Source organism: Mesorhizobium sp. B2-4-14 (assembly GCF_006442155.1).
Classification (GTDB): domain Bacteria; phylum Pseudomonadota; class Alphaproteobacteria; order Rhizobiales; family Rhizobiaceae; genus Mesorhizobium.
In genome coordinates, this window is record NZ_VFVA01000018.1 from 1 (window position 1) to 15,053 (window position 15,053).

13 protein-coding genes and 1 pseudogene are annotated in these 15,053 nt (G+C 63.1%); 7 read left to right on the forward strand and 7 right to left on the reverse strand.

Annotated elements, in window-relative coordinates; genetic code table 11:
• Positions 1-281 precede the first annotated feature (281 nt).
• Positions 282-2,075: a chloride channel protein gene (locus FJ938_RS16910; protein ID WP_140695539.1), complete on the reverse strand. Its 1,794-nt coding sequence runs from the start codon at positions 2,073-2,075 to the stop codon at positions 282-284.
• A gap of 156 nt (positions 2,076-2,231) precedes the next feature.
• On the opposite strand from FJ938_RS16910, the gene FJ938_RS16915 reads away from it, so the two are divergent.
• The gene (locus FJ938_RS16915; protein WP_140695541.1) at positions 2,232-2,669 is read left to right on the forward strand and encodes a helix-turn-helix domain-containing protein; all 438 of its coding nucleotides are present in this window, start codon (positions 2,232-2,234) and stop codon (positions 2,667-2,669) included.
• A 161-nt stretch (positions 2,670-2,830) separates the two neighbouring features.
• On the opposite strand, the gene FJ938_RS16920 is transcribed toward FJ938_RS16915, so the two are convergent.
• A complete protein-coding gene (locus FJ938_RS16920) occupies positions 2,831-3,430 on the reverse strand; it encodes an NADPH-dependent F420 reductase (protein WP_140695543.1) in 600 nt (199 codons plus the stop codon).
• A gap of 188 nt (positions 3,431-3,618) precedes the next feature.
• Here FJ938_RS16920 and FJ938_RS29965 point away from each other — a divergent pair.
• The 4 genes and pseudogenes from FJ938_RS29965 to FJ938_RS16940 all read left to right on the forward strand — a co-directional run.
• Positions 3,619-3,773 (forward strand): annotated as a pseudogene (locus tag FJ938_RS29965) (LysR family transcriptional regulator); the annotation flags it as partial.
• 401 nt (positions 3,774-4,174) lie between these two features.
• A complete protein-coding gene (locus tag FJ938_RS16930; RefSeq protein ID WP_140607946.1) occupies positions 4,175-4,831 on the forward strand; it encodes a hydrolase in 657 nt (218 codons plus the stop codon).
• Positions 4,832-5,150: 319 nt separating this feature from the next.
• The gene (locus FJ938_RS16935) at positions 5,151-5,981 is read left to right on the forward strand and encodes a zinc-binding alcohol dehydrogenase family protein (protein WP_140695546.1); all 831 of its coding nucleotides are present in this window, start codon (positions 5,151-5,153) and stop codon (positions 5,979-5,981) included.
• A gap of 23 nt (positions 5,982-6,004) precedes the next feature.
• On the forward strand, positions 6,005-6,454 hold the full coding sequence (locus FJ938_RS16940) for an ester cyclase (protein WP_140695548.1): 450 nt from the start codon (positions 6,005-6,007) through the stop codon (positions 6,452-6,454).
• A 119-nt stretch (positions 6,455-6,573) separates the two neighbouring features.
• Here the strand turns inward: FJ938_RS16940 and FJ938_RS16945 are convergent, their stop codons facing one another.
• The 4 genes from FJ938_RS16945 to FJ938_RS16960 all read right to left on the reverse strand — a co-directional run bounded on the left by FJ938_RS16945 (position 6,574) and on the right by FJ938_RS16960 (position 13,408).
• A complete protein-coding gene (locus tag FJ938_RS16945) occupies positions 6,574-10,557 on the reverse strand; it encodes an AsmA-like C-terminal region-containing protein (RefSeq protein WP_140695550.1) in 3,984 nt (1,327 codons plus the stop codon).
• Between the two features lie 261 nt (positions 10,558-10,818).
• Positions 10,819-11,340 (reverse strand): hypothetical protein, encoded by a 522-nt coding sequence (locus FJ938_RS16950; RefSeq protein WP_140695552.1) that lies wholly within the window; start codon positions 11,338-11,340, stop codon positions 10,819-10,821.
• Positions 11,341-11,452: 112 nt separating this feature from the next.
• A complete protein-coding gene (locus FJ938_RS16955) occupies positions 11,453-11,989 on the reverse strand; it encodes a hypothetical protein (protein ID WP_140695554.1) in 537 nt (178 codons plus the stop codon).
• Positions 11,990-13,408 carry an FAD-linked oxidase C-terminal domain-containing protein gene (locus tag FJ938_RS16960; protein WP_140607960.1) on the reverse strand — a complete coding sequence of 473 codons (1,419 nt, stop codon included), beginning with the start codon at positions 13,406-13,408 and terminating at the stop codon, positions 11,990-11,992.
• A gap of 102 nt (positions 13,409-13,510) precedes the next feature.
• On the opposite strand from FJ938_RS16960, the gene FJ938_RS16965 reads away from it, so the two are divergent.
• Positions 13,511-13,990: a thioesterase family protein gene (locus tag FJ938_RS16965; protein ID WP_140607962.1), complete on the forward strand. Its 480-nt coding sequence runs from the start codon at positions 13,511-13,513 to the stop codon at positions 13,988-13,990.
• A 262-nt stretch (positions 13,991-14,252) separates the two neighbouring features.
• Positions 14,253-14,450 (forward strand): hypothetical protein, encoded by a 198-nt coding sequence (locus tag FJ938_RS16970; RefSeq protein ID WP_013894716.1) that lies wholly within the window; start codon positions 14,253-14,255, stop codon positions 14,448-14,450.
• Between the two features lie 76 nt (positions 14,451-14,526).
• On the opposite strand, the gene FJ938_RS16975 is transcribed toward FJ938_RS16970, so the two are convergent.
• On the reverse strand, positions 14,527-15,006 hold the full coding sequence (locus FJ938_RS16975) for an Lrp/AsnC family transcriptional regulator (protein WP_140607964.1): 480 nt from the start codon (positions 15,004-15,006) through the stop codon (positions 14,527-14,529).
• Between the last annotated feature and the right edge of the window lie 47 nt (positions 15,007-15,053).

The following is a 15,053-nucleotide window of genomic DNA, read 5'->3' on the forward strand; positions in this document are numbered from 1 at the left end:
GAGCTCGGGAGTATGTGGCAATTCAAGGAAATTGAGCTCCACCAGCCGTTCCCTGCTCAAACGCTCCAGCGACGAGCCGTGGCGCGGATGATGCATGAGGATGCGCCGCGGCGGCACGTGATATTCGGAAAAATCGTCACCGGTCGTATCCAAGGCAGCACCCCTTCGGGCACGCATGTTAAGTCCGATATCCTCACAAAACGTTAGACGTTCCAACCGCCATGGCCGGCCGTCAGCAGCCGACTGCTGGCGACCGGCATCGGATCGGCAATCGGGCTTCGTCAAGCCACGCCTTGTTGTTTCCCGCGGCGGGTGCTGAAGCCGAGCAAAGTCGAGCGGTCGCGTTCTTCGGCCTGTTTCCGAGACCGCACGCGCATCAGATCCTTCCAGCCGACATAGCCGACCAGTTGCAGGCTTTCGGGATTGACCACCGGCAGATGGGACACGTTGGCCATCAGCAGCTTGTCGGAGAGGCCTTCCAGATATTCGTCGGGATAGGCGAGCGTCACCTTGCTTCCGGCGAGCAAGTCGCCGAGCGTCGTCGTCCTGTGCTTGCCGGCACGGCGCCAGCGCAGAATTGCCGGCGGATCGATGAGGCCGAGCACCTGCCTGTTCTCATCGACCACAGGAAAGCTCGGATGCCGCGTTTCCGGTGCGGTCAGGAAAGCCGCCGCGCCATGCAGCGTCATGGTCGCCGGCACGCTCTCGACCTGCGAGGTCATCACCTCGCGCACCCTGGTCAGCGCGAAGGGATCGACACGATATTCACGAACCAGATGATGTCCTCTTCTGGCGATCTTCTCGGTCAGGATCGAACGTTTCATCAGCAGCACCGTCACGGCGTGCGCCGCCGCACAGGCCGTGATCAGCGGCACCAGCACATGCGTGTTGCCGGTCAATTCGACGGCGAAGAAAGTCGCCGTCAGCGGCGCGCGCATCGTGCCGCCCATCGTGGCGGCCATGGCCAGCAGCGTCCAGAAACCCGGGTCCGCCGGAGGCAGAATTCCGGCAAGCACCGCCCCCATCGCCCCGCCCATGATCAGAAGCGGCGCGAGCACGCCTCCGGATGTTCCCGAACCGAGCGCCACCGACCAGATGATGGCCTTGACCACGAGCAGGAGCAGTGCCGCGGTGGCGAGCGTGCGGCCATCGAGCATGTCGGCGATATTGTCGTAGCCGACGCCAAGCGCCCTCGGCTCGATCAGCCCGCCTATGCCGACCACCAAGCCGCCGAGCATTGGCCACCACATCCAGTGGATGGGCAGCTTCTGGAAGCCGTCCTCGCAGGCATAGACCATCCGCGTCAAAAGCCCTGACAGCAAGCCGGCGCAGATGCCGACCAGAACCCAGCCGCCAAGCCCAAGGAACGAGACCGCCATGCCGCCCTGGAACGGGAAAATCGGCCCAGGCAGATGCAGCAGAGTGCGCTCGACCTCGGCGATGATCGCGGCAACCGCAACGGGAATGAAGCTGCGCGGCGTCCATTCGAACAGAAGCAGCTCCACCGCGAGCATGATCGCGGCGATCGGCGTGCCGAACACGGTGGTCATGCCCGCCGCCGCCCCCGCCACCAGCAATGTCTTGCGCTCATTGTCGCTGACCGGCAGCATCTGCGCGATCAATGAGCCGATGGCGCCGCCGGTCATGATGATCGGCCCCTCGGCGCCGAACGGCCCGCCGGAGCCAATCGAGATCGCCGACGACAGCGGCTTCAGGATCGCCACCTTGGCATCGAGCCTTGAACGTCCGAGCAGGATCGCCTCGATGGCCTCGGGAATGCCATGGCCTCGGATCTTCTCGCTGCCATAGCGCGCCATCAGGCCGATGATCAGCGCACCGATGACCGGGACGATGACGGCGGCAAGCCCAAGCGGCGTGTCCTGCAGCTTCAGCTCGGCGAGCGAGAACTGGCCGAAATAGGCGATATTGGTGGCGAGCCGGATCAGCTTCAACAGCACGATGCCGGCAAACAGCCCAGCCGTGGCGACCACAACGGCTATTGCCGCGATGAACAGCACCCGTGCATCTGTGGTGAAATCCCTGAGATGACCGGGGTTGGGTTGATGGGTCTTCATCGTGGTTTGCTTCCTGGCGGCGGGCCGTGTCTGGGATATGCGGCACGGTCGAAACGGCCAGCCGGACTGTCGGCTGGCTATGTATCGTAACGCGATATAATTATTCAAGCCGGTTTCGCCTGAAATCCGTTTGAGCTTTCGCCGGAAAACGAACAAATGTCTGGCATGACGCAGCCCGCAAAATCTCGCCCCGCCATCAAACAGGCCGACTACCAGCGGCTGTCCGAGTTTCGCTATCTGATCCGCCGTTTTCTCGAATTCAGCCAGTTGCAGGCGGAAGACGCCGGCCTGACACCGCGCCAGCATCAGGCACTGCTGGCGATCAAGGGATATCCGGGCGGCGGACCGGTGACGGTCGGCGATCTGGCGGAGCGCCTGCGCATCCGCCACCACAGCGCCGTCGAACTGGTCAACCGCCTTAGCGAGGCGGGACTGGTCGTGCGGGATCAGGACACGGACGACCATCGCCGTGTGCTGCTGCGGCTGACGGAGCGCGCCGACGATTGCCTGGCCGAGCTGTCGGCGGCGCATCTCGACGAGCTCTCGCGCATCGAACCCGTGCTGAGGCGCCTGCTCGATCGGGACCGCGAGTGACGTCTCGGGTCTTGGGTGGAACGATACTGATTATTTCCCGGCACCCGAATCCTGTGGCTTCGCCGCAGGGTCTTGGACGCAGGACAGCCAAAGCAGCGATGCCGTGAAATCAATGGCTGTCCCCGTTGCTGCCAACGGCGCTGTCTCGGTGCATGGCAAGATCAGGCCAGCTTGATCAGGTCCTGAGCCACCAGCGTGCCGCCAAACTGCTGCAGATGGCTGGCCTGCCGCAGCGTGCCGAGGTCAAGCGCCGCATAGCCGAGTCGCTCGATGAGAGCGGCAACCTGGGACCTCGCGCTGCCGTCATCACCAGACAACACCACAACGCGCCGCCCGCCCGCCTGCGCTGGCGGCGCTTCCAGTTTTGCCGCCGGGACCGTATTGAAGGCCTTCACGACACGGGCGCCAGGGAAAGCCTCAGCAACGATTTCGGTTGAGAGACGGCCGCCCAGATCGGCGGGCTTGAACGCTGGAAAATCGACCGCGTTGCTCGCGTCGATCACCAGACGGTTGTTCCAATCGGCACCCGTGCTCCCGGCGAACGCCTGAATGGCACCAAACGGAATCGCCAGGATCACCACATCGGCGTGGACCACGTCACCGGTGGTGGCAGGCTTGATGTTGGGACCGAGTGCGCGTGCCATGTCGGTGAGCGACGACGGTCCTCGGCTGTTGGCCACCATCACATCGATGCCTTGGCGCGCGAATTGCGTGGCGATGGCATGGCCGATGGCGCCAGATCCGATTATCGCATAGGTCATTTGCCAGGTCCTCTGAAGTCGGTGGAGTCGTCTGTTGCGAATGGTAGCGCCCCTGACCAAGGTACGAAACTTGTAAAATTTCGAGTCTTCTATTCGAGAAAATCGTCATGTCTGATCCCGGCACGCCGCGCGCGCGAAACTTCCAACGTCGATCACGGTCAGAAACACTCGCAATTGATCAGACGTTGGCGCGCCAGCTCAACCGAGCCACTTCGGTTGTCAGCTACACGATCACCAATCTGGAAGCGTAGCTTGGCGTCACGCTTTTCGAACGAGATTCCACCCGCCGGCCCGGCTCACTGACAACGGGAAAGCGCTGCTTTCGCAAGCGCGCAATGTCGCCCGAGCAGCAGACGTCGAATTGAGCAAATGGGAATAGCGAGCGAATGCATGTCACCCAAAAGTGACTTCGGTTTTGGCAACACGACAGGCATAAGACAAAGACCAGAGACGGGTCGCCTGAATCCGTTGAGAGGCGACGCGCTTGGAGCGCTGGTGGCTCCAGTCGGCGCGTAGCGCCGGCTTCGCCGCAAGACAGTCAATTTAGTTCGATGATCCACACGCCTCGTAACGGCTTGTCGATGGCGTCGAACGTCACGCTCGACCGTATCTGACTGTTCGCCTGATGCAACTGCGGTCAAATCTGATCCCGTACGAACCAGCTATTCGATCACTTGAATTGAAGATTGAACCACCATGCGGATGGGCGCAGACCCGTCTGCGAAAATGACAAAAGGAAATTACATGGCCGCTGCAGTATTCCCCAAGGTTGGTCTCGAGGCGATGTTGACGCCCGAGAATTGCGTCCTTGTGCTTATCGACCATCAGGCCTTCCAGGTTGCGGGTGTTCGAAACATCGACCCGCAAATCATGATCAACAACACGGTTGCTCTCGCAAAGGTGGCCAAAGCGTTCAATGTGCCGACACTTCTGACGACGGTGATCAAGGATCGCGGTGGAGAGCTTCTCAAGGCGATCCAGGACGTGTTTCCCGATCAGGTTCCGATCGACCGGACCACTATCAACACCTGGGAGGACAAGGCCTGCGTCGACTGGGTGAAGAAGACCGGTCGGAAGAAAGTCGTCATCGCTGGCCTGTGGACCGAAATATGCCTCGCTTTCCCCGTCATCCAGGCGCTTGGCGAAGGCTGGGAAGTCTACTTTGTGACCGACGCTTCCGGCGGGGTCAGCACGGAAGCGCATGATCGCGGCGTTCAACGGATGATCCAGGCCGGCGGCGTGCCGCTGACCTGGATAGTATTCGCATCGGAACTCCAGCGCGATTGGGCGCGGGAATCCACCGTTCCGGCGCTGGCGCAGGTCCTCCTGGACCATGGTGGAGCGACCGGCACCAGTCTGGCGTGGGAATGGCAACTCCTCGGCTCGCACGGCGGAGCCTGACGGCACGGCGAAGCCCGCTGCCAGGCTGCCGCGGGTTTCGCCTTCCGGACCTCATTGGTTACTGCCGCACGACCTCCCTCCGGTTTGTAGAGATCGGCGGGTTAAAAGTTCGGCTTTCGAGCGCTCTTCAATTCCGCGTCGGGGCGTAGCCCGGTGAAGGTTCTCATGTCTGGAGACTGGCGATGACGACGATGCGCGCCGTTCGCTTTTCGGCCTTTGGTCCGCCCTCGGTCCTGGGCGTTCAGACTATCGCAAAGCCCGTCGCGCAAGCGGGCGAGGCGTTGGTGAAAGTGCTGCTTCGGCGATCAATCCCAGCGACGTGAAGTTTGTCTCCGGCGTCTTTAACCCAACGTTGCCGCGCACGCCTGGCCGCGACTATGCCGGGACGGTCGTCGCAGCTTCGAGCCGTTGGGCGGGCAAGTCCGTATGGGGCAACGGCGCCGGTTTCGGCATCAACCGCGACGGCTCCCATGCCCAGTTCGTTGCCATACCGGAAGATTGGCTTTCGGAGATGCCGGCGAACCTGTCGATGGAGCAGGCCGCCGCCATCGGCGTCCCCTTTGTCACGGCGTGGTCCGCGCTTGTGGTGGCGGGCGATATCCGAGCCGGCGAAACGGTGCTCATCACCGGCGCGTCCGGCGCCGTCGGCCCCGCGGCGATCCAGATTGGGCACTGGAAGAAGGCTCGCGTGATCGGCGCCGACATCAACATGAGCCAGGATTCCGAAGCGGATATCTTCATCAACACGAAAACCAAGGACCTGCCCACCATGGTGGCGGCGCTGACCGAGAACAAAGGCGTGAATCTTGTGCTGGACGCTGTCGGCGGGCCGGTCTTCGAGCTGGCGATGAAGTCGATGGGTCTGGACGGCCGCCAGGTGGCGATCACAAGCGTCGGTTCGCGCCGTGTCGAATTCGATCTGACGGATTTCTATCACAACCGTCAACGTTTGATCGGCGTTGATACCGCCAAGCTCACAGGCGTCGAAATCGCGGTGATCATGAACGCGCTTCGCCCGGGTTTCGAGAGCGGCGCGTTGCGACCGTCGCCGCTCAAGACCTGGCCGCTCGATGATGCCGTGAAGGCCTATGAGGCAGTCGCCGCCGGCGATGCCTCGGCAAAACATATCCTGCATCCGCAAGACGCCTAGACCGTTGCAAGAAGGATCCGCTGATGTCCGACTCCGAAGCCAACAAAGCCATCGTGCATCGCTATTTCGAGATGTTCAATTCCGGCGACCTCAGCCGGCTCGCTGACATTGTATCGGAGGACTATGGCGACAAGCTCGAGGGGCAGACCTCGGGAATCGAAGTCGTCCGGAGCTACCTCAAGGGGCTGAAGGCCAGCTTCCCGGACTTCACCTGGACCATCGAGCAGATTATCGGCGAAGGCGATCGGGTGGCGGTGATGAACCGTGTCAGCGGCACCCAGGTGAATGATTTCGGGGACATCAAGGCGACCGGGAACCGCGTCGATTTCGCCGCCTTCCAGTTCTACCGGATCGCCGATGGCAAACTCGCGGAGCACTGGGAAGTCGCCGACTTCGCCAAGTTCCAGGAACAGCTCACCGCCAAGCCCGCGGCGACCGCCTTCAAGTCCTTCCAGAACACCCTGAAGGACTGATCTCCAAACGGCGCGCAGACGCGTCCCATTGTTGATCCGGTTGTCGGCGGCGCTGATCTTTCGGCGCGAGCGGGGAAGGCGGCTGCCCTACTGCCCTACTGCCCTACTGCCCTACTGCCCTACTGCAGCGACTTCAGCAGATTGTCGATCGTGAACGGATTGGCCTTTGGCTTGGCCGGAGGGTTGTCGTTGGCCTCGGGCAACGGCGCACGCTCGACCTTGGACGCCCGTTCCGCGGACTTGCGCTCGGCATCTTGCCTGGCCTTTTCCTGCGCTGCGATGCGCATCGCCTCTTCCGCGTTCTGGCGTTCCTGCTCAGCCTGCGCCTTGGCGGCCTCGTCCGCCGCTTGCTGTTCCGCGGCGGCTTGCGCTTCTGCGTCGGCCTTTGCCTTGGCGTCGGCATCAGCCTTGGCTTTCGCTTCCGCTTCGGCCTTCGCCTTCGCATCCGCTTCAGCCTGGGCCTGCGCGTCAGCCTCCGCTTTCGCCTTGGCGTCCGCCTCGGCTTTCAGGCGGGCCGCTTCCTCCTGCTGGCGCAGTTCCTCGGCGGCCTTGTCGCGCGCGTCCTGCAGCGCCGCGTAGTAACGCACCTCGCGCCGCAGGCGCTGCTTCTCCAGCAGCGCCGCCTGCATCGCTTCGACGCGCTGCTGCTCCTTTTCCAGCGCGCGCTGGGTCAGGAACTGTGCCAGCGGCTCGCTGTCGAACTGCCGCTTCACGGCGCCGAATGGACCCTCGGCGGTAAAATTCATGACCGGCTCGGAGCCGACCAGTGCCTCGTCGCCGGGCCGATAGGTGATCGCGCCCTTGGCGGAAACCGTGCTGGCGTTGAAATCGGCGGTGACGTCGGCCGACAAGGTCGCCGCCGGATTCTCGAGACTGATCGGCGGCGCCCTCAGCATGCCGCCGGCAACCGTGAAGGCGATGTCGGCGTCCTTGGCGGCAAAGCTGCCATCGGCGGCAATGTCAGGTGCAAAGGCGGCGGTCTTGGCCGCGTCGATATCGCGCCCGATGGCATCCGCCTTGGCAAGGAACGCGCTGAACGCATCGGGATTGACGCCAGCGACCTGCATCCCCCTCAGTGCCGCCGTGCCGGAACCCGACAGGGCGGCGACCATCGCATCGACCGACTTGCCGCTGGTCGACAGCGTCGTCGAGAAATCGCCATTGCCGCTGATGCCGGCGTCGGGCAACACGTTTGCCAGATCGGCGCCCGCCAGCTTCATCTGGCCGGTGAAAAGCCCGGTGCCGTCATTGTTCTTCAACTCGAACAGGCCGGTCAGCGCGCCGCCCAGGTATTTCGCCTTGAGGTCGGAGACACGGATGCCTTCCTTGTCGAGCTTGAGTGAAAAGGCGGCGCCATAGGCGGTGGCTAACGGGCCGGCTGCCAATGCCGCCGTCGTCAGGTCGAGGTCGGCGCTGAACGGCAGGCTGGATTTCTGGCTGAACGGCGCGGCCGGCCACACGGTGCCCTTGTCGCTCGCGGTTTTGTCGGCCCCGTTCTTGTCGGCCCCGTTATTGTCGACAAGGAAAGCGGAATCGCCAAACAGCGCCACCGCCAACGGATCGAGGTCGAGTTCATCGAGCACCAGCGCGCCGGCCAGATGCGGCGCGCCGTCCTTGATATCGATATTGACGTCGCCGGAGACCGCTGCTTCGTTGATGGCACCATTGACATTGTCGAGCACCAACAGGCCGTTGCCATAATCGCCCTGCGCCGCAAGCGACGTCGACATGCCAGCCCCCATGCCCGGCAGACCGATACCTGTGGTCATCAGCCAAGGTTCGATGTCGGCGGCATCAAGGCTGATCTTGCCCTTTGCCGTGGGTCCCTGCGGGGTCGCCGCGACAGTTCCTTCGAAGCCGGCCCTGAAGTCATTGCCGGCGAGATTGAAACTCGTCGCCAGGCCGCCGCCAAATGTGCCCTTGGCCTGGATATCCGTGCTTGCCTCGCCCAACATGCCGAGCGGCAGCGCCGGCAGGCCGTAGAGCGCCAACAGCGTTGTGGCATCGGGATTTTTGGCGTTGAAGGTCAGCGTCACCGGCGCTTCGAGCAGTTTGTCGGGCGCCCCCTTCCCCGACAGCGATGCGGAAAAAGCCGAACCACCGGCCTTGCCTTGCCCGCTTACCGCCAGCCCCGTTGTGCCGTCGCCATTGTCGGCGGCACTCGCCACAAGGTCGACGCGGGCGTCCTGGAAAAGTTCGGGATAGGCAGCGGCGCGGCTCGCCAGTCCCTTCAGCACCGCATTGCCCGGATAATGCTGCGCGGCAACGTCGATCAGCGGCTTCAGGTCGACGGCGACAACCGAGGCATCGAGCTTGCCGGTCGGGCTTGCCGCAAAATCCTTGATCCGGCCGGTGGCGCTGATCGAGGCGCCGGCCAGCCCGCCAACCGAGAGCCGGTCGACTTCAAGCAACCCGTCGCGCAGCCTGAGCGCCGTGTCGACCGTGTCGGCGGTCAACCCGCCGGCGCTGACCGGCCCGGCCTTGATCTGAAAATCGAGATCGCGATCGGCAAAGCGGTTGGCGCCCTTGTCGCTGACGAAGATCGAGGCGAAGGCCGCCAGCCCATCGACATCGAGCTCACCGCCCTCGAGCCGCATCAGCACCGAAGGCCTGGCATCGTCGGGCTGGCTGGAATCGATGCGTCCGGAAAATTTCGCCTTGCCCAGGATCAGCTCGAGATCGCTGAAGGCCTGGCGCTTCTCCGAGAGATCGACCTTGGCCTTGAAGCCGGCGGCCGGCAGACGGCGGATCGCCTCGTCTACGTCCTTCGACAGCCAGGCGGCAAAGCCGGAAGGTTGGGCGACGGCGAGCAGGAGCGAACCGGTGAAGCCGAAACGGTCCTCGACGCTGAGCATGCCGTCGGCTTCCAGCGTGGTGCGGCCGGGCAACGTCGCGGCAAGCGATTTGACCGACCAGCCGCCTTCGACGGGTTCGGCGGAGAGATGGACGTCACGCACGGTCGTGTCGCCGGCCACCACCGCGGGCAGCCTGACCTCGACGGTGCCGGGTATGGTCGGCTTCGGCAGTTCGAGCAGCGCCTGCTCCAGCCCGGCAATGCGCTGGTCCAGCGTCAGGCCGGCGCCGGCCTGGGCGCCCACCGCCTCGTCGAACTGCACCTGCGCGCCGTTGGCCTCGATGGCGAAGCTCGGCCTCTGGCCGAGATCCACCGAAGCCTTGCCGTCGGCGGTGTAAGGGTTGTCGAGCGGACCCGTTTCGAAACGAAATTCGTCGACACCGAGCTTCCGGTGGTCGAGCGAGAATTTGCCGTTCAGCCGGAAGCCGGGATCCGGCTTGCCGGCGCTGACCTTCACCGTCTCGCCGTCGCTGCCGCGCGACTGGGCCGAATTCTTGTCGGCACCATTCTTGTCGGCACCGGAGACTTTGAACTGGCCGGAATAGGCGGCGGCACCATTGACGATGCCGGCATTGCCATCGGTTTCGATCACCAGCGGATAGGCGTCGGGATCGGCCTTCAGCCGGATCCGCATCTGCCCGGAAGGTTCGGCCTTGCCGGTCGATGCCGCGATCTTGGTGCGCAACCCGTCAAGCCGCAACGTGCCATCCATGCGCCACGGCCCGGCCAGCGACTTGGCCGAAATGGTGGTGTTGATCTCGGAAAAGACATGGCTGCGTCCGCCGGCGGCATGGCGCAATTCGATCCGCCCCTCCGTCACCGTCAGCTTCTCGATCGAGATCTGGCCGGGATTGACCGGCGTGGACGGGCGCATCGCCCAGTCGACCGTGCCGTCATTGGCAATACCGATTGTCGCTTTCGGGTGCACCAGCCGCATGTCGAAGATCAGCACCTCGCCGCGCAGGAAAGGCGCCAGTTCCGCATCCATCGAAAACGTCTCGACGGTCATCGCCGGCTGGCCGTTGGGGCCGCCGGCGACCGCGACGTTGGAGAAGGTCACCGAAGGGAACGGCAACAGTCTTGCCGTGGCGTCGCCCTGCACCGTCACCTTGCGGCCAAGGATGGCGCTTGCCTCGCGCTCGAACTCGGCGCGGTAGCCGGTCCAGTCGACAAAGTACGGCACCACCAGTGCAGCGCATAGCACCAGTACGAAAAAGCCACCGAAGATCACGAACAGACGTGCGAGCATCAGCTCCGAACTGGTTGATTGAAATTCTGCCGCACTCTACCCGCATCCGCGTGTCGATAAAGAGGCAATTCACCCAGTGTTGCGTCGCGTCGGCCGATCTGAAAACAAATCCGGGACAAAGCAGGGATTTTTGGACGTCTCCATCTCGCAGGGCAGCACGACATTTTTTGGCGCCTGATGCTGGGGTTTTGTCCAGAGCAAGCAGAGGCAAATCCCGCTGCACGCTAAGGTGGCGGGCCGACAGTCACAATTGAAAAAACCTCAGCGTGCGTCGCGCTTCGCCTGCGCCACCTTGCCCGCCTTGCGCTGGCGGCCAAGTTCCGCCGGCCGCACCAGCTTCGGCGTCCGCTCGTTGGCCACGACCCGCATGCCCTTGTGAGCCGTCCGCGAATTGTGAGCGGGACCGTCCGCCGACGCATCCTGCTTCATCGCCAGGGCGTTGCGTGCATTTCCGACCAGCGAAACGCGAGCCGCCAGTTGGCGCCGGCGTTCGGCCTCGCCATTCAGGCGCCGCATGGCCATCGCCAGCACCGCCAGCTTCACCTGGGAACCACCATCGGCCTTCGAGGCGGCCGCGCCTTTGGGCGCGCCCTTGCCGCGTATTTCCCGCCGACGGCGGTGAGCTTCGGTCTGCGCCTTGTCGCGCCGCTCCCGCAGCAGCTTGACCAGGCCGGAAAGGTCGGCGTCGGAAAGATCCTGCACCGCCGGATGGTGCGATTTCTCCACCAGTTCCTTTTCATCGGCGCTCAGCGCGCGGGCTTCTTCCTTGCGTGAAATGGCCATGACAGTCCTCCTCAGCCGGCAGACCCGTGTTTCAGGGTTGCCAAAGGAAGCCTCGAACTGAATGGCGGCGCCGTCAAGGCACGGCAAATCGGAACAATCGTGCCGCCAAAACCTATCGAGAAAGCGGACCGGCTTCGACATGATGTGGGATAGGATTTACGGCGGCCTCCATCAACGCGGCGAGGACCGCACCTTCATGAAGGCTGGTCGAGAAACTCGCGGCGACGAACTCAAGTGTGGAATCGTGGAACGTTAGGATGAAATGCCGATAGCCGGAGAACAGCTCCGGCGCATGGGACGAGTGAACCCGATTTGCCCTTTCAAGAGATTCGATCCAGGACGAATTGACGACTTCGAACGCGGAATAGGGCTGCAAACCCAATACATGCAACCGATGCCCACTGATCGTTTCGTCGTTCGGCGGTCCAAATTGCAACGCCAGATAGGGATCTGCCGCCAGTATAACGACGGTCTGGTTGCCGGTTGCAGCAGAAACCGATCGCGGGTTTGTGCCATCGAATGACGGGCCCGGGATGTTGGCCAGGTAGGCTATGAGCAGCCTGCCTTCATCCGCAAATACATGAGGCAGCGGCGCGCCGGCGCTCGACGGCGGCATCGCGATCGGCCGCAAAGTCTCGGCTTTCGACATCTAATGATCGTCGCCAGGCAATATCTTGCCCGGATTCATGATGTTTTGCGGGTCGAGCGCTTGCTTGATCGTGCGCATGATGTCGACACCATGGCCGAGTTCGTGGCGCAGGAAGCCGATCTTGCCCTGGCCGATGCCGTGCTCGCCGGTGCAGGTGCCGTCCATGGCGATCGCCCGCATGTTGAGCCGCGCGACGAATTTTTCCGACAACGCGATCTCCTGGGGATCGTTGACATCCATCAGCACCAACACGTGAAAATTGCCGTCGCCGGCATGGCCGACGATCGGCGCGATCAATCCCATTTCGGCGATGTCGGCTTCGGTCTCGGTGACGCATTCGGCAAAACGCGAGATCGGCACGCAGACGTCGGTGGAAAGCCCCTTGGCGCCCGGGCGCAGCGTCAACGACGACCAGTAGGCGTCATGCCTTGCCTTCCACAGTTTGGAGCGTTCCTCGGCGACGCTGGTCCACAGGAACGGGCCGCCGCCATTCTCTTCGGCGATCATGCCGAAAGTCTCGGCCTGTTCGGCGACGCCGGCATCGCTGCCATGGAACTCGACGAACAGGCAAGGGCTCTCGGGATAGTCGAGCTTGGAATAATTCTTCATCGCCCGCATCTGCAGCGCGTTGACCAGTTCGATGCGCGCCACGGGAATGCCCATCTGAATGGTCGCGATGACCGCGTTGCAGGCTGCCTCGACGCTCGGAAACGGGCAGACACCGCCGGAGATCGCCTGCGGAATGCCTTGCAGCTTGAGCGTCAGCGAGGTGATGATGCCGAGCGTGCCTTCCGAGCCGACCAGCAGCCGCGTCAGATCGTAGCCGGCCGAGCTCTTCTTCGCCCGCTTGCCGGTCGTCACCGTCTCACCGTCTGCCATCACCGCCGTCAGCGACAGCACGTTTTCGCGCATCGTGCCGTAGCGCACCGCATTGGTGCCGGAGGCCCGCGTCGCCGCCATGCCGCCCAGCGAGGCATTGGCGCCCGGATCGATCGGGAAGAACAGCCCGGTGTCGCGCAGATGCCGGTTCAGATCCTCACGCGTCACGCCAGGCTCGACCGTGCAGTCGAGATCCGGCGGATTGACCGCAAGGATGCGGTTCATGCGTGACGTATCGACCGATATGCCGCCACCGGGCGCGTTGGTATGGCCTTCCAGCGACGAGCCGACGCCGAAGGCAATCACCGGCACGCGGTGCGCGGCGCAAGCGCGCACGATCTCCTGCACCTCGGCCGTGGTCTCCGGGAAAGCGACACCGTCCGGCGCTTGCGTCGGAATATAGGTGGTGGTGTGCGCATGCTGCGAACGGATAGCCTCCCCGGTCTGGAAGCGCTCGCCCAGCCGCTGCTTGAGGATGCCAAGCACCGCCGCGATGCCTTCCTCGTTGCGTTCGACCGGATTGAGGTCGCTCAGAGCCATGAATTCCTCCGCGAATGGACCAGCACGCATGCTTGTCATGCGATTATGGATGCGTAGTCTCACCAGCCACGCTGTGTCCAGCACCAGAACAAGGAAGTTTCGATGTCCATCCCCGCCCCCTTCGTCTCCAGGCCCATGGATATCGAGAAGGATTGGATCGACTACAACGGCCATCTCAACATGGCCTATTACAACGTGCTGTTCGACCGCTGTTCGGACGAGGCCTTCGAAGCGATGGGCATGGGGCTGGATTACGTGAAAGAGCGGCGGCTCACTATTTACACCGCCGAAGTCCATGTCTGCTACGTGCAGGAGCTGCACCTGGACCACAAGGTCACGGTTTCCTTCCAGCTCATCGACCATGACGAGAAGCGGCTCAGGGCCTACCAGGAAATCCGCCATGTCGACGGCTGGCTCGCCGCCACGTCCGAGACCCTGTCGCTGCATGTCGACATGGCGGGGCCGAAGGTGGCACCCTTCCCCGCCGATGTGCTGGCCAGGATCGAAGCCATGCGCGCCGCCCATTCGGCCCTGCCCATGCCCGAGCGCGCGGGCCGCTCGATCGGCATCAAGCGCAAGTAGGGCGAGGCCGGTATTCGTCCAGCTCCCGAACGGCGAGGCGACCGGGTCTGACTTCAATGCCACACCCGAAACTCAAAATCGCCGAACCTTTGATGTCCGCTGGCACCGGTGCTTGAAGCGGCTCCGGACCCACGTTAACCTTACCGAGGTTTTAACGGGAACAAGCCAATTGAGACGTTGAACGACTCAGCGGAGCGGTCGAAAACGATCCGCATTGAGTTGCGATACGGGCGGCGGGGCAAAGCCGGTTCGAGGGACGTGCATGAAAACCGACATCAAGGTCGAGGTGGACAGGCTGGCCGCCGATCCGCGCATAACGGACTATGATTTCTGGCGTTCGCTCAAGAACGTCGACAACGAAATCTTCCACATCGCCAACAACAATGAGCCGATCCCGTTCGACATGATCCGCTGGCGCAGCATTTTAAAGCGCGCCCGCCTGAAGCGCGGCCATGCCTGACGCCGGCGAGCCGGCCCGAGGCTGATGCCGTTCGTCACAGCCGCCCCGCAGAAACATCCGATAACCTCGCGCTATTTCACGGCGATCGCCGGATCGCCGCCAGAGGCGAACGCGTGGTCACCGGCGACGACTGGATGATGGCCGTGTTCGTCATCGCATAGGGGATGATGCGGTCGATCACCCGTTCGAGTTCGGCGACCGAGCCGACGTGCGCCAGGGCGATGAAGCAGTCCTCGCCGGTCACCCGGTCGCATTGCGCGATTTCGGGCAGTTCGCGAATGATCTCGGCCACGACCGACAATTGTCCCGGCACCGGCCGGATGCGCAGCCACGCCGACAGCTTCAGCCCAAGGGCCGCAGGATTGATCCTCACCGAATAGCCTTCGATCACGCCATTTTCCTGGAGCCGCTTGATGCGCTCGGCGACGCTGGGCGCCGACAGGCCGACCGAGCGCGCAAGCTCCGCCGTGCTGGCGCGTGCGTCTTTTTCCAAGAGGCGCAGGATCTTCATGTCGGCCGCATCAAGATCGATATTTTCAATTCGAAGACGTTTCATTGAAATCTCCTTGCTTCCAGTGATGAAAACGGCCGATAATCGACCAT

Excerpts from the sequence above, each read along its gene's own strand:
- FJ938_RS16920 (WP_140695543.1), bottom strand. The coding sequence starts at position 3,430 with ATGACCTATGCGATAATCGGATCTGGCGCCATCGGCCATGCCATCGCC.
- FJ938_RS16950 (WP_140695552.1), bottom strand. The coding sequence starts at position 11,340 with ATGGCCATTTCACGCAAGGAAGAAGCCCGCGCGCTGAGCGCCGATGAA.
- FJ938_RS16915 (WP_140695541.1), top strand. The coding sequence starts at position 2,232 with ATGTCTGGCATGACGCAGCCCGCAAAATCTCGCCCCGCCATCAAACAG.
- FJ938_RS16975 (WP_140607964.1), bottom strand. The coding sequence starts at position 15,006 with ATGAAACGTCTTCGAATTGAAAATATCGATCTTGATGCGGCCGACATG.
- FJ938_RS16945 (WP_140695550.1), bottom strand. The coding sequence starts at position 10,557 with ATGCTCGCACGTCTGTTCGTGATCTTCGGTGGCTTTTTCGTACTGGTG.
- FJ938_RS16960 (WP_140607960.1), bottom strand. The coding sequence starts at position 13,408 with ATGGCTCTGAGCGACCTCAATCCGGTCGAACGCAACGAGGAAGGCATC.
- FJ938_RS16930 (WP_140607946.1), top strand. The coding sequence starts at position 4,175 with ATGGCCGCTGCAGTATTCCCCAAGGTTGGTCTCGAGGCGATGTTGACG.
- FJ938_RS16910 (WP_140695539.1), bottom strand. The coding sequence starts at position 2,075 with ATGAAGACCCATCAACCCAACCCCGGTCATCTCAGGGATTTCACCACA.
- FJ938_RS16940 (WP_140695548.1), top strand. The coding sequence starts at position 6,005 with ATGTCCGACTCCGAAGCCAACAAAGCCATCGTGCATCGCTATTTCGAG.
- FJ938_RS16955 (WP_140695554.1), bottom strand. The coding sequence starts at position 11,989 with ATGTCGAAAGCCGAGACTTTGCGGCCGATCGCGATGCCGCCGTCGAGC.
- FJ938_RS16965 (WP_140607962.1), top strand. The coding sequence starts at position 13,511 with ATGTCCATCCCCGCCCCCTTCGTCTCCAGGCCCATGGATATCGAGAAG.
- FJ938_RS16970 (WP_013894716.1), top strand. The coding sequence starts at position 14,253 with ATGAAAACCGACATCAAGGTCGAGGTGGACAGGCTGGCCGCCGATCCG.